Genomic DNA, 13,352 nt, shown 5'->3' with positions numbered 1-13,352 from the left:
TTCCCCTCCCCACCGCGCCCACTCAGCCCGTACACCACCCTTCGGCGGCGCCCCGCGCGCGGGTACGATGCGAAACAGCGCGGGAACCCCGGGTGATAACCGGCAGATGACGGGGGACGTTTCGTGGGGGACGTGAGGAACTTCGGCACGCAGGACCCCCAGGGCCTGCACGCCCCGGCCGAACTCGCGTGGCTTCGCGGGGTGGACGCCTACACCGTCGGCGGCTACGCCCAGGCCGAGGAGGAGTTCCGCACCGCGGTGCGCCTCGATCCCGGGATGGCCGACGCCTGGCTCGGGCTGCACGCGCTGCGGGCCGACACCGCCACAGCGCTGCTGCGGATGTATCACCACCGCGACCGCTTCGGCGAGCAGCGGCACCGCCACCGCCGCACCCTCAACTCCTGGTACTGGCTGGGCTGGTGGGTCCAGCCGGTGCTGGAGTACGAACGCGACCTGCTGCTCGCCCACGCCTCCCACTGGCTCGACGGCCGCCACGTCGCCGAACTCGACCGCGCGCTGGCCGGCTGCCCGCCCGTCGACACCGACCCCCAGGTGCGTTTCCTGCACGCCTGCCGCGCCTACCTCGCCAAGGACTGGGAGGGGCTGGTCGCCCACACCGAGCCACTGGTGGACGACGCGCTGCTGGGCATCGAGGCCGGGCTGTTCGCCGGGATGGCACGCGTCAGGCTGGAGATGTACGGGCAGGCCGAGCCGCTGCTGGCAGCCGCCCTGATGCGCTGCCGGAGCGAACAGCCGCAGCGCAAGGAGCTGCGCTACTGGCTGGCCCGGGCCCGCGAGGGCACAGGCCGCAGCGCGGCGGCGCTGCCCCTGTACCGGGCCGTGCACCGCATCGACCCGGCCTTCATGGACACCGCGGCACGGCTGACGACCATCGCCGAGAGCGACGGGGCGGGCGGCACCGCGGAGGACCTGGCCGCGGCCGTGCTCTCAGGGGGCGCGCTCGGCCCGGGCGGCGGGTCGGGCGACACGGCGCTGGAGTTCTACGACGCAGGACCCGAGCCCGCCGGCGAGGCGGGAGAGCCCGCCGACCCGGCCGACGGCACCGCCCTGGAGCCCACCGGCTGCGACGGCGCTTTCAACGGCGGCGCTGCGGGCTCCGCTCCCCCCGGCCAGACCCCGGCGGGGGCGGCCCCCGGGGAAGCGGACGCGGCCGAGCCCGCCGACCCCGTGGTGGACCCGCGCGCCGACGCACTGCGGCTGGAGGACTCCGGGGACCCGGCCGAGCCCATCCGGGTGGACACCGGCGTCCTGCGGGAGCGCACGGGGTGGGGGGCGGGCGGCGACGGCAGGCTGCCGGCCGGGCCCTCGGACCCGGTGCTGCTGGCACAGGCGCTGGACGAGCTGGAGCGCATGGTCGGCCTCGAACCCGTCAAGCGCCAGGTGCGGGCGCTGTCCGCGCAGTTGCACATGGCGCGGCTGCGCGCGTCCCAGGGCCTGCCGGTGCAGCCGCCGAAGCGGCACTTCGTCTTCTCCGGGCCCTCGGGCACGGGCAAGACCACGGTGGCCCGGATACTGGGCCGCGCCTTCTACGCGCTGGGCCTGCTGGGCGGCGACCACCTGGTGGAGGCCCAACGCGCCGACCTGGTGGGCGAGTACCTGGGTCAGACCGCCGTCAAGGCGAACGAACTGATCGACTCCGCGCTCGGCGGGGTGCTGTTCGTCGACGAGGCCTACGCGCTGTCCAACTCCGGCTACAGCAAGGGCGACGCCTACGGCGACGAGGCGCTCCAGGTGCTGCTCAAGCGCGCCGAGGACAACCGGGACCAGCTCGTGGTCATCCTGGCGGGCTATCCGGAGGGGATGGACCGGCTGCTGGCGGCCAACCCCGGTCTCTCGTCCCGCTTCACGACCCGCGTCGACTTCCCCAGCTACCGCCCGCTGGAGCTGACGGCGATCGGCGAGGTGCTGGCCGCCGAAGGCGGCGACGTGTGGGACGAGGAGGCGCTGGAGGAGCTACGCAGCATCAGCGGCCACGTCGTCGACCAGGGCTGGATCGACGAGTTGGGCAACGGCCGCTTCCTGCGCACCCTGTACGAGAAGAGCTGCGCCTACCGCGATCTGCGGCTGTCCGGATACGCGGGCACCCCCACCCGGGACGACCTGGCGACGCTGCGGCTTCCCGACCTCATGCAGGCGTACGGGGAGGTGTTGTCGGGGCGGGGGCCTGAGGGGCCTCGTCCCGGCCCGCAGCCGCCGGCCTGACCCCGGGCGCCCGCCCGCGCACGTGCCGCGCCGAGGGCAGCGCGGTCTCGGTGTGCGCGGGGTCGTGGACCTCGCCGACCAGCATCTCCAGCACGTCCTCCAGCGCCGCCACGCCCAGCACCCGGCCCGAGGCGTCGGCGACGGCCGCCAGGTGCGAGGCTCCGGCCCGCATGGCGGTGAGCGCGTCGTCCAGCGGCGTGTGGCCGCGCAGCGTCGTCATGGGCCGCCACAGCCGCCGCGGCACGGGGCTGGCGCCCTCTTCCAGGTCGAGCACGTCCTTGACGTGGAGGTAGCCGAGGAAGCCGCCGTCGTCGCCGCGGACGGGGAAGCGGGAGTAGCCGGTGCGCACGGTCAGCTCCTCCACTTCGCGCGGGGTGACGTCCGTGCCGACGGTGACCAGGTCGGTGCGGCCCAGCAGGACGTCGGTCAGCGGCCTGGAGCCCAGTTGGAGCGCGTCGGCGAGCCTGGCTTGCTCCTCCGCCTCCAGCAGCCCCGCCTGCCGCGAGTCGGCCACCAGCCGGCCGAGCTGTTCGCTGGTGAAGACCGCCTCGACCTCGTCCTTGGGCTCGACACGGAAGAGCCGCAGGACGACGGTGGAGCACGCGCCCAGGGCCAGCGTCACCGGGCGGGTCAGCCGGGCGAAGGCGACCAGTGCCGGGCTCAGCCACAGCGCGGCGCGCTCGGGGTCGGCCATCGCGAGGTTCTTGGGCACCATCTCGCCGACGACCAGGTGGAAGAAGACGACGAGGGCCAGCGCGCACACGTATCCGGCGGGATGCACCAGCGGCTCGGGAAGCCGCAGCGTGTGGAAGGCGGGCTCCAGCAGATGCGCCACGGTGGGTTCGGCCACGGCGCCCAGGGTGAGCGAGCACACCGTGATGCCGAACTGCGCGGCGGCCATCATCCGCGGCAGCGTCTCAAGACCGCGCAGTACCCGCCGGGCGCGCACGGAGCCCTCGGCGGCGAGAGGTTCGATCTGGCTGCGGCGCACGGAGACGAGAGCGAACTCGGCGCCGACGAAGAAGCCGTTGCCGAGCACGAGCAGCGCCGCGAACGCCAGTTGCACGAGGCTCATCGGGCGACCGCCTCGCCTGCGTGCGTCCGGCGGGCCGTCTCCCCGCGCCGGGGTCCGGGGGCGGTGACGCGGACACGTTCGGCCCGGTGGTGGGCGACGTGCCGCACCAGCAGCTGCCACTCCCCCGCCGGGTCCCGCGAACCGTCGCCGAGGCCGTCCGTCCCGGACGCGGGCTCGGACGCCCGCAGGTGCGCGGTGTCACCGCGTGCGGGGATGCGGCCCAGCAGGTCGGCGACGAGTCCGGCCACCGTCTCGTACGGGCCTTCGGGCACCTCCAGGCCGATGCGGCGCAGCTCCCCCACCCGGCAGCCGCCGTCGACCTCCCAGGCGGGGCGGCCGTCGGCGCCCGGCGGCGCCGGGGCGAGTTCGGGCAGTTCGTCATAGAGCTGCCCGTCGTGTTCGTCGCGCACCTCACCGACGATCTCCTCGACGATGTCCTCCAGCGTGACCACACCGGCGGTGCCGCCGTACTCGTCGACGACCACGGCGATGGGCTGCTCGCTGCGCAGCCGCGCCAGCAGGGGCCGCACCGGCAGCGTGCGGGGCACCAGCAGCGCGGGGAGAGCGAGGCGGGCCGCGGGGGTGTGCAGCCGCAGGTGGGCGGGGACGGCGAGCGCGTCCTTGAGGTGGACCATGCCGGTGACCTCGTCCAGGGTGTCCTGGTAGACGGGGAAGCGGGAGAGCCCGGTGGCGCGGGTGAGGTTGAGGACGTCCTCGGCCGTCGCCAGCGCCTGCAGGGCGCTGACCCGGACGCGCGGCGTCATGACGTGCTGCGCCGTCAGTTCGCCCAGGGCGAGGGTGCGCACGAACAGGTCGGCGGTGTCCTGCTCCAGCGCTCCGGCGCGTGCCGAGTGGTGGGCCAGCGAGACGAGTTCTCCCGGAGTACGTGCCGAGGCCAGCTCCTCGGCCGGCTGGACGCCGAAGAGCCGCACCATGCGGTTGGCCGCCGCGTTGAGCAGCGCGATCACCGGCCGGAACAGCCGGGAGAAGAGGCCCTGCGGTCCCGCCACGAACCGGGCGACGGCCAGCGGCCGGGAGACCGCCCAGTTCTTGGGGACCAGTTCGCCCACCACCATCTGCACGGCGGAGGCGATCAGCATGCCGAGGACGACGGCGACGCCGCCGACCGCGCCGTCCGGCAGGCCCGTGGCGGTCAGCGGCCCGTCCAGCAGCCCGGCGAGCGCCGGCTCGGCGAGCATGCCGGTGACCAGGGAGGTGAGGGTGATGCCGAGTTGGGTGCCGGAAAGCTGGAAGGACAGCTCACGCAGCGAGCGGACGACGGTGCGGGCCTTGCGGTCGCCCTGCGCGGCGGCGCGTTCGGCCTCGGGTTTCTCGACGGTGACGAGCCCGAACTCCGCCGCGACGAAGAAGCCGTTGGCGAGGATGAGCGCGAACGCCACGCCGAGCAGCAGTAGCGGGAGGGTCATGCCGCGCCCCCCGGTGCACGGGACGCGGCGCACGTACTACAGGACGATCCGTCCATCGTGTGAGGTGGTCACTCCTCGGGTCGCTGGTGCCGTCAGAGCACGGGGCGGCTCATGCCGGTGGGCAACAGGGTAAACACTGGCCCTCGCCCCGCGAAGACGCGCGGCACCGCGCCGGGGTTCAGCGGTCGGCTCGGCTCGCCGCGCCCGCCGCCGAGCCCTCCTGCGGGCCGCCCTGGTCGACGAGGGCGCGCAGCGCGCGGGCGTGGGCCAGCGCCTGCCGCTTGGCGATGCCGGGCTGGATGCCCATGGCGGGGAGGCTGGTGCCGTCGGCCAGGTCGAGCGAGACCCACGGGTCGCCTGGGCGCAGCCGCACGGCGATGATCTGCGCCCATTCGAGGCGGCGCCTGGTCGTCAGGTTGACGACGGTGACCCCCTGCGGGTCGGCGGTCACCTGGGGACGGCTCAGCAGCGCCAGTACGGCGAGGAAGAGCGCACCGGTGACGACGAAGCTCGCTCGTTCGCCGCCCCCCATCTGAAGCATCAGCGCGACGACGGTGAGGGCGACGAACACGACGGCCCCGGCGCTCAGGAGCACCACACGGGTCCGCGTGGGCCGGAACGTGACGGGGAGCGCGGGCAGTTCGGCGCTGTCGGTCATGGCAAGGCTCCGGTGCCGGGTCGTCGGGGGGCGGGCGGGGTGTTACAGGCGGCAGGCGTGGATGCCGGTGGTGAGGATCGCGCGGGCGCCCAAGTCGTAGAGGTCGTCCATGATCCGCTGCGCGTCGCTGGTGCGGACCATGGAGCGGACGGCGACCCAGCCCTGGTCGTGCAGCGGCGAGATGGTCGGCGACTCCAGCCCCGGGGTGAGCGCGACGGCCTCCTCCAGGTGCTCGGCGCGGATGTCGTAGTCCATCATCACGTAGGTGCGGGCCACCAGGACGCCCTGGAGGCGGCGCAGGAACTGCTGGACCTTGGGGTTCTCCTGCTCCTCGCCTCCGCTCCTGCGGATCACGACGGCCTCGGACTGCAGGATCGGCTCCCCGACGACCTCCAGGCCCGCGTTGCGCAGCGAGGTGCCCGTCTCCACCACGTCCGCGATCACCTGTGCGACGCCCAGCTCGATGGCCGTCTCCACGGCGCCGTCGAGGTGGACGACCGAGGCGTCGATGCCCTTGTCCGCCAGGTGCCGGGCGACGATGCCCTCGTAGGAGGTGGCGACCGTCAGCCCGGTCAGGTCCTCGGGCGAGGTGATCGTGCCGGGCTTGGCCGCGTAGCGGAAGGTCGAGCGGGCGAAGCCGAGGGGCAGCAGCTCCTCGGCCCGCGCGCCCGAGTCCAGCAGCAGGTCGCGCCCCGTGATGCCGATGTCGAGCCGTCCCGAGCTGACGTAGATGGCGATGTCGCGGGGGCGCAGGTAGAAGAACTCGACCTCGTTCTCCGGGTCCACCAGGACGAGTTCCTTGGAGGCCTTGCGCTGCTGGTAGCCGGCCTCATGCAGCATCTCCCCCGCAGGGCCGGAGAGAGAACCCTTGTTGGGGACGGCGATGCGCAGCATGGGGCGGCTTCCTTCGGTGAGGGGTGGGGTGGTTGAGCGGGGACGTATCAGAGGCTCACAGGTGAGCGTATACGTCGTCGAGGGCGATGCCCTTGGCGGCCATGAGCACCTGGAGATGGTAGAGGAGCTGCGAGATCTCCTCCGCGGTACGCGCGTCGCCCTCGTACTCGGCGGCCATCCAGACCTCGGCGGCCTCCTCGACGACCTTCTTGCCGATGGCGTGCACGCCCGCGGCGGCGAGCTCGGCGGTGCGGGAGGTCGCGGGGTCGCCGTGGGCGGCCTTGTGCTGCAGCTCGGTGAAGAGCTGCTCGAATGTCTTGTTCGCCATGGTGTCTGCCACCCTACGCGGTCCCGGCGACCGCTCAGCGCCAGGGTTCGGCCACCGACCTGAGGGTCGTGGCCGTCGCGACGGCGGCGGTGACCGCCTCGTGGCCCTTGTCCTCGCTGGAGTGCGGCAGACCGGCACGGGCGAGGGCCTGCTCGTCGTCGTCGCAGGTCAGCACGCCGAAGCCGATGGGGACGCCGGTGCGCACCGCCACGTCGGTGAGGCCCTGGGTGACCCCCTGGCAGACGTAGTCGAAGTGCGGGGTGCCGCCGCGGATGACGACACCGAGCGCCACGATCGCGTCGTAGCCGCGGTCGGCGAGGACCTTGGCGACGACGGGCAGCTCGAAGCTGCCGGGGACGCGCAGCAGGGTGGGCTCGTCGATGCCCAGCTCGCCCAGCGCCCGCAGCGCGCCGTCGACGAGGCCGTCCATCACCTGCTGGTGCCACTGCGCGGCCACCACGGCCACGCGCAGGTCCTGGCAGTTCTTGACGGTCAGTTCGGGTGCGCCTTTGCCGCTCACGGTGCTCCTCGCAGATGTTCTCGTGTGCTGTGGGTGGTCTCGTCCGGTACTGCGCGGGTCTACTGCGTGCCGCAGGGTGAGGTGCGGTCCCCGTCCAGCCAGGGCAGGTCGTGGCCCATGCGGTCGCGCTTGGTCCGCAGGTAGCGCAGGTTGTGCTCGCCCGCCTGCACGGGCATCGGCTCCCGTCCTGTGACCCGGAGCCCGTGGCTGAGCAGGGCCGCGGTCTTGTCGGGGTTGTTCGTCAGCAACCGGAGCGACCGCACGCCCAGGTCGGTGAGGATCTGTGCGGCTGCGGCGTAGTCGCGCGCGTCCGCGGGGAGGCCGAGTTCGAGGTTGGCGTCGAGGGTGTCGCGGCCGTTCTCCTGGAGTTCGTAGGCGCGCAGCTTGGACAGCAGCCCGATGCCCCGCCCCTCGTGGCCCCGCAGGTAGAGCACGATGCCGCGGCCCTCCTGCTGGACCCTTTCGAGTGAGGCTTCGAGCTGGGGTCCGCAGTCGCAGCGCTGGGAGCCGAAGACGTCCCCGGTCAGGCACTCGGAGTGCACCCGCACGAGCACGTCCTCGCCGCCGACGGCGCCGGCCGCCTCGTCGGGCCCCGCGATGTCGCCGGTCACCAGTGCGATGTGCTCGACCCCGTCGACGGTGGAGCGGTACCCGTAGGCGCGGAACTCGCCGTGCCGGGTGGGCAGCCGGGTGGCGGCCTCGCGGCGCACCGTCGGCTCGGCGCCGCGCCGGTAGGCGACCAGGTCCTCGATGGAGATGATCCGCAGCCCGTGCTTGCGCGCGAACGGCACCAGCTCCGGCAGCCGCAGCATGGCGCCGTCCTCGCCCGCGATCTCGACGATGGCCGCGGCGGGCCGCAGCCCGGCCAGCCTGGCCAGGTCGACGCCGGCCTCGGTGTGCCCGGTCCGCGCCAGCACGCCACCCGGCCTGGCCCGCAGCGGAAAGGCGTGCCCGGGCCGCACGAAGTCCTCCGGACCGGCCTCGGCGGCGGCGAGCAGCCGGATCGTGGCGGCGCGGTCGGCCGCGGAGATCCCGGTGGTGACGCCGTGCGCGCCGGTCGCGTCCACGGACACGGTGAAGGCGGTACCCATCGACTCGGTGTTCTCGGCGACCATCTGCGGCAGGGACAGCCGGTCGAGGTCGGCGGCCTCCATCGGGGTGCAGATCAGCCCCCGGCACTCGCTCATCATGAAGGCGACGGTCTCGGGAGTGATCAGCTCGGCGGCCACCACCAGGTCGCCCTCGTTCTCCCGGCTCTCGTCGTCCACGACCACGACGGGGCGGCCCTCCGCGAGGTCGCGGACCGCCTCCTCGACGGGGTCGAGGACGAGGTCGAGGTGCGCTCCGCCGACGGCTTCCCCGGCGGTCGGGCCGGGCTGCGACGCCGGGGTGCGGGCGGCACCCGGCACGTCGTACCGGTTGGGGAGTGAGGTCATCAGCGGGCTCCTTCTTCTGTGCGGTGCGCCGGCCTGTCCGCCGCGCCGCTCACCATGCGGCTCCGGTCGAACGCCCCGCTCACAGCGCGGCTCCGGTCGATCCCAGCGCGGGTTCCCGACGGGTTCCCGCCCGGGCGAGGGCGTCGCTGCGGGACCGCTGCCACCAGGCACGCAGGCCCCACAGCACCAGGCCGAGGTAGACCACGTAGACGAGGCCTGAGAAGGCCAGCCCGCTGCTGAAGGCCAGCGGCACCCCGACCACGTCGACCAGCAGCCAGGCGAACCAGAACTCCACCAGGCCACGCGCCTGGGCGACCATGGCGGCCAGCGTGCCGACGAAGATGTAGGCGTCGGCCCACGGGCTCCACGAAAGAGCCGGGACGAGGCTGAAGAGAATGCCGACGGCCACCGTGCCCAGCGCGGTACCCAGCGCGAGGACTCCGCGCTCGCGCCAGCTGGCGAACCGCACGGCGATCGAGCCGTCCTGCGCCTGCTGGTTGCCGCGCCGCCACTGGTACCAGCCCCACAGGGCGACCACGATCACCAGGAGCTGCTTGCCGACACCGCCGGCCAGGTGCGCGTACGCGAACGCGCCGACGAGGATCAGCCCGGAGAGGAACTGCGCGGGCCACGTCGCGATGGAGCGGCGCCAGCCGAGGGCGAGCGCTATCAGCCCGATGGTGTTGCCCAGCATGTCGGACCAGATGACGCGCTGCCCGAAGACGGTGAACGCCTCGTTGTTGAGCCACTCGAAGACGTTCACCGTGCCCCTTCCCTCTCCCCCTGGTGCGGGGCCTCCTGGTGCGGGGCCTCCGGCCTCTGCGCGGCCTCCCGGTCCTGCGCGGCCTCCCTGTTCTGCGCGGCCTCCCGGCTTGTGGGCGCGGCACCCATCAGCCGCTCCACGTACTTGGCCAGGACGTCGACCTCCAGGTTCACCGGGTCGCCTGGCTGCTTGGTGCCGAGCGTGGTCAGGGCGAGCGTGGTGGGGATGAGGGAGACGGTGAAGTGGGCCTCGCCCGCCTCCACGACGGTCAGGCTGATGCCGTCCACCGTGACCGAGCCCTTCTCCACCAGGTACCGGCCGAGCCCGTCGGGCAGGCCGACGGTGATCTCGGTGCCGCTGTCCGCGTCGCTGCGGGCCGTGATGGTGCCCTTGCCGTCGACGTGCCCCTGCACGAGGTGGCCGTCGAGCCGGCCGCCGAGCACCATGGGGCGCTCCAGGTTGACGGGCGAGCCGGCCTGCAGCGCGCCGAGGCTGGAGCGGTGCAGGGTCTCTGCCATGACATCGGCGGTGAAGACGCCGTCGCTCGTCTCGACGACGGTCAGGCACACGCCGTTGACCGCGATCGAGTCGCCGTGGCCCACGTCCGCCGTGACGCGGGGCCCGCGCAGCCGCAGCCGTGCCGCCTCGCCCCGGTCCTCGACCGCGACGACCTCGCCCAGTTCTTCCACGATTCCGGTGAACACTCAGGACTCCTCAGGTTGCTCGGGCGGCTTCTTCGCTCCGGCGGTGGCGGCAGTGGGGGCAGCGGGGGCAGTGGCGGCGGCGCGGGCCGTGCCGGGTGCCGCGCCCCCCACGGCGGCGGTGATCCGCAGGTCGGGGCCGAGACGCACGGTGTCGCTCACGGTCAGCCGCAACGCCTGCGCGATCGTGCTGATTCCGGCCTCCCCCAGCGCGGGCGGCCCGGCACCCAGCAGCACGGGCGCCAGATAGCCGACCACCCGGTCGACCAACCCCGCGGCGACGAACGCGCCGGCGAGAGTGGCGCCGCCCTCCAGCAGTACGGAGCACACACCGCGTGCGTGCAGGGCGGCCAGCAGGGCGGCCAGGTCGAGCCCGGGGCCCTCGGGGGCCCGGGGCGACCGCAGCAGTGCGGCCTCGCCTTCGGCGCCGCGCAGGGCGGCTTCGAGAGCAGCGGCGTCCGCGCCCTGCGCGACGGCCACCAAAGTGGGCGCCGCGGTGTCGAGGACGCGCGCCCCTGGCCCGACGGCGGCGGCCTCCGTGTCGACGACGACGCGGAGCGGCTGGACGGCGCCGGGGACCCCGCGTACGGCCAGATGGGGATCGTCGGCGCGGGCCGTGCCGGAACCGACGAGCACCGCGTCGGACTCGGCGCGCAGCCGGTGCACGTCGGCGCGGGCCTCGGCGGAGGTGATCCAACGGCTGGAGTTGTCGGCCGCGGCGGTGCGCCCGTCGAGCGTGGCCGCGTACTTCCAGGTCACATGGGGGCGGCCGTGCAGGACGGAGGTCAGCCACGCCACGTTGCCCGCGGCGGCCTCGTCGGCCAGCAGCCCGCCCTCGACGTCGACACCGGCGGCGGCGAGGGTACGGGCGCCGCCTGCGGCCCCTGGGCTGGGATCGGAGACGGCGTAGACGACGCGCGAGACACCCGCGTCGACGAGCGCCTGCGAGCAGGGTCCGGTGCGTCCGGTGTGGTCGCAGGGCTCCAGGGTGACGACAGCGGTGCCGCCGCGGGCGTCGTCACCCGCTTCGGCGAGGGCGTGGACCTCGGCATGCGGCCCGCCGGCGCGCTGGTGCCAGCCCTCCCCCACGACGCGGCCCGCCCGGTCGAGGACGACGCAGCCGACGACCGGGTTCGGACTGGTGGAGCCGAGCCCCCGCGCGGCGAGGGCGAGGGCGCGGCGCATGGCCTCGCGCTCGGCCTGCGGCGCGGGCGGCGCCTGGGGGTGGGGGGCCACCGGGTCCTCCTGCCTCATCGGGCACGGACTCCGGGGCTTGCTCGAGAACCTCGAGGGACGAGGACGGACACGCATCCGGTGCGACACCGCCGGGGCGGAGGACCCGCTTCGGGACTGCTGCCCGGGCGGGGCCGCCGACGAGGACGGCGTACCGGCTTCGGCCCGCCGCGCACTGCCTCCCATCCGGACTTTCACCGTCGGTCCAGGAATCTCACCTGGTCAACCGGCCGCTGGCTGCGGCCGGGTCGCGGACTGTAACCGCCGGTTCGGACTTTCACCGACCCCGGAGTGCGCTGACGTCACTGGTACTCCCCCCGCCCGCCTTCGGCCGGGAGGTACCCCCAAGTCTGCCACGCGGGAGCGGGACCCATGCGGGCGGGCGCTGTGCGCTGACTCACAGTGGCCGGAAGTGGCGGGTCCGTATCCGCGCTGTGCGCTGGTGTTCGAACGCCACGTGCGCCGGGCACGATCAGCCCGGGACACCGGCGGGGCCCTCGGCCGGTGCCGGTGGCGGCCCCGGCAGTGCGGCGGCCTCTCGGGGCACGAGTGCGGTGGCCTTCCCGGCCATGAGTGCGGTGGCCTCTCGGTGGCACGGGTGCGGCGGCCTCTCGGGGCACGAGTACGGGCGGCAGAAAGACAGGGACAGGATGCAGACGGGCGACAGCGGGCGGGAACCGGAGTCGAGGACGGACGGCACGCCCGGCGACGGGCCGCACGACAGGCAGGCGGCGGTCAAGGGCGACAGCCAGGCGGCGGTATCCGCAGCGGCCGACCGGCCGCACGACACGCATCCGAAGGCCCCTGCGGCGGACCTTTCCGGCAGGACACGCCCCGTTCGTCCGGTACGCCGGGCGCGGGTGGCCGTCTCGGTCGTCTTCGCCGTGCACGGCACCGCCAGCGGCACCTTCGCCACCCGCATCCCCTGGCTGCGGGAACACCTCGACCTCAGCCCCGGCTGGCTGGGGCTGGCACTGGTGTTCATGACGGCGGGGGCCTCCGCCGCCATGCCGCTCTCCGCCCGCCTCGCCCACCGCTACGGCCCACGCCGCGCCCTCGCCTGGGTGTCGCTGGCCTGCTGCGCGGGCCTCGTGCTGCCGCCGCTGGCACCGTCACTGGGCTGGCTGTGCCTGGCGCTGTTCCTCTACGGGTGCGGGCTCGGACTGATGGACGTCGCCATGAACGCCCAGGGCGTACGCGTCGAGGAGGCGTACGGGCGTTCGGTGATGTCGGGGCTGCACGGCCTGTGGAGCGTGGGCACCCTCGTCGGCGGTGCGGGCGGCGTAATGGCCGCCCACGCGGGCCTCGACGGGCGGATCCACCTGGCGTCGGCCGCGCCACTGCTGGCCGCGCTCGCGGTCGCCGCCGCGCGCTGGACACCGGGGGCCGAGCCCGCTGCCGCGCCCGCCGAAGCCCGGTCCCGCGCTGCCGGGGCGCCCGAGGCCGCCGGGGCCGCCGACGACGCCGAGGCGCCGCCCCGGTTCGCGCTCCCCTCACGCGGCGTGCTGGCCATCGGGCTGCTCGGCTTCTGCGCGGTCTTCGCCGAGGGCGCCTCGATGGACTGGTCCGGCATCTACCTGGCCGACGTCACCGGGGCCGAACCCGGCCTCGCCGCCTCCGCGTACACGGCGTTCGCCTGCACCATGGCCCTCGCCCGGCTGTCCGGCGACGCGGTGGTGCGGCGGTTCGGCCCCGTGGCGACGGTACGGACCGGCGGCGTACTCGCCGCGCTGGGCGCGGCGCTCGTCGTCGCCGCCCGCACGCCTGCCGTCGCCGTCGCCGGGTTCGCCCTCGTCGGGGTGGGCATCGCCGTGGTGGTCCCGCTCTGCTTCGCCGCCGCCGGCCGCTCCACCGCCACCGCTCCCGGCCAGGCCATCGCGGGGGTCGCCACCCTGGCCTACGCCTCGGGGCTGGCCGCCCCCGCCATCGTCGGCTGGATCGCCCAGACGACCACACTGTCGGTGTCCTTCGGCGTCGTCACCGCCCTGCTGCTGGGCCTGGTGGCCGCGGCCGGCGTGCTGCGCGCGTGATGCTCGGCGCTGCGCCTGAGCCGACTTCCCCGACCTGCCCCTCGCCTCCCCCTCACCCCTGAGG

General features: G+C 74.3%; 12 protein-coding genes and 1 riboswitch. Of the genes, 2 read left to right on the top strand and 10 right to left on the bottom strand.

From position 1 onward, the window contains the following. Nucleotides 1-123 precede the first annotated feature (123 nt). The gene (locus tag AB8Z75_RS23950) at nt 124-2,223 is read left to right on the top strand and encodes an AAA family ATPase (protein WP_369205296.1); all 2,100 of its coding nucleotides are present in this window, start codon (nt 124-126) and stop codon (nt 2,221-2,223) included. Here the strand turns inward: AB8Z75_RS23950 and AB8Z75_RS23945 are convergent. The 10 genes from AB8Z75_RS23945 to ribD form a co-directional block, all read right to left on the bottom strand. Beyond that, on the bottom strand, nt 2,147-3,298 hold the full coding sequence (locus AB8Z75_RS23945) for a hemolysin family protein (RefSeq protein ID WP_369205294.1): 1,152 nt from the start codon (nt 3,296-3,298) through the stop codon (nt 2,147-2,149). The genes AB8Z75_RS23950 and AB8Z75_RS23945 overlap by 77 nt on opposite strands. Beyond that, nucleotides 3,295-4,725, bottom strand: coding sequence for a hemolysin family protein (locus AB8Z75_RS23940; protein ID WP_369205292.1), 1,431 nt, complete (start codon nt 4,723-4,725; stop codon nt 3,295-3,297). The genes AB8Z75_RS23945 and AB8Z75_RS23940 overlap by 4 nt, the downstream gene beginning before the upstream one ends. 178 nt (nt 4,726-4,903) lie before the next feature. After that, the gene (locus AB8Z75_RS23935) at nt 4,904-5,383 is read right to left on the bottom strand and encodes a PH domain-containing protein (RefSeq protein WP_369205290.1); all 480 of its coding nucleotides are present in this window, start codon (nt 5,381-5,383) and stop codon (nt 4,904-4,906) included. Between the two features lie 42 nt (nt 5,384-5,425). Further along, nucleotides 5,426-6,277 (bottom strand): ATP phosphoribosyltransferase, encoded by an 852-nt coding sequence (hisG, locus tag AB8Z75_RS23930; protein ID WP_369205288.1) that lies wholly within the window; start codon nt 6,275-6,277, stop codon nt 5,426-5,428. Between the two features lie 55 nt (nt 6,278-6,332). Continuing rightward, nucleotides 6,333-6,605, bottom strand: a complete 273-nt coding sequence (locus tag AB8Z75_RS23925; RefSeq protein ID WP_369205286.1) for a phosphoribosyl-ATP diphosphatase — start codon at nt 6,603-6,605, stop codon at nt 6,333-6,335. Between the two features lie 34 nt (nt 6,606-6,639). Beyond that, on the bottom strand, nt 6,640-7,125 hold the full coding sequence (gene ribH, locus AB8Z75_RS23920; RefSeq protein WP_369205284.1) for a 6,7-dimethyl-8-ribityllumazine synthase: 486 nt from the start codon (nt 7,123-7,125) through the stop codon (nt 6,640-6,642). A gap of 59 nt (nt 7,126-7,184) precedes the next feature. After that, nucleotides 7,185-8,561 carry a bifunctional 3,4-dihydroxy-2-butanone-4-phosphate synthase/GTP cyclohydrolase II gene (locus AB8Z75_RS23915; protein ID WP_369205282.1) on the bottom strand — a complete coding sequence of 459 codons (1,377 nt, stop codon included), beginning with the start codon at nt 8,559-8,561 and terminating at the stop codon, nt 7,185-7,187. A 79-nt stretch (nt 8,562-8,640) separates the two neighbouring features. Beyond that, nucleotides 8,641-9,324: a nicotinamide riboside transporter PnuC gene (locus AB8Z75_RS23910; RefSeq protein ID WP_369205280.1), complete on the bottom strand. Its 684-nt coding sequence runs from the start codon at nt 9,322-9,324 to the stop codon at nt 8,641-8,643. Continuing rightward, on the bottom strand, nt 9,321-10,028 hold the full coding sequence (locus tag AB8Z75_RS23905) for a riboflavin synthase (RefSeq protein ID WP_369205278.1): 708 nt from the start codon (nt 10,026-10,028) through the stop codon (nt 9,321-9,323). The genes AB8Z75_RS23910 and AB8Z75_RS23905 overlap by 4 nt, the downstream gene beginning before the upstream one ends. Beyond that, complete coding sequence (gene ribD, locus AB8Z75_RS23900) at nt 10,029-11,210, bottom strand: bifunctional diaminohydroxyphosphoribosylaminopyrimidine deaminase/5-amino-6-(5-phosphoribosylamino)uracil reductase RibD (RefSeq protein ID WP_369205297.1); 1,182 nt, start codon at nt 11,208-11,210, stop codon at nt 10,029-10,031. It lies immediately after the preceding gene. Between the two features lie 216 nt (nt 11,211-11,426). Beyond that, nucleotides 11,427-11,557: riboswitch (FMN riboswitch) on the bottom strand. Nucleotides 11,558-11,908: 351 nt separating this feature from the next. Here ribD and AB8Z75_RS23895 point away from each other — a divergent pair. Beyond that, complete coding sequence (locus tag AB8Z75_RS23895; RefSeq protein ID WP_369205276.1) at nt 11,909-13,288, top strand: MFS transporter; 1,380 nt, start codon at nt 11,909-11,911, stop codon at nt 13,286-13,288. Nucleotides 13,289-13,352: the final 64 nt, after the last annotated feature.

This window comes from Streptomyces sp. PU-14G (assembly GCF_041028275.1).
Lineage (GTDB): Bacteria > Actinomycetota > Actinomycetes > Streptomycetales > Streptomycetaceae > Streptomyces.
Note: the sequence above shows the minus strand (reverse complement) of the source record. Positions and strands in the feature narration are given on the sequence as shown.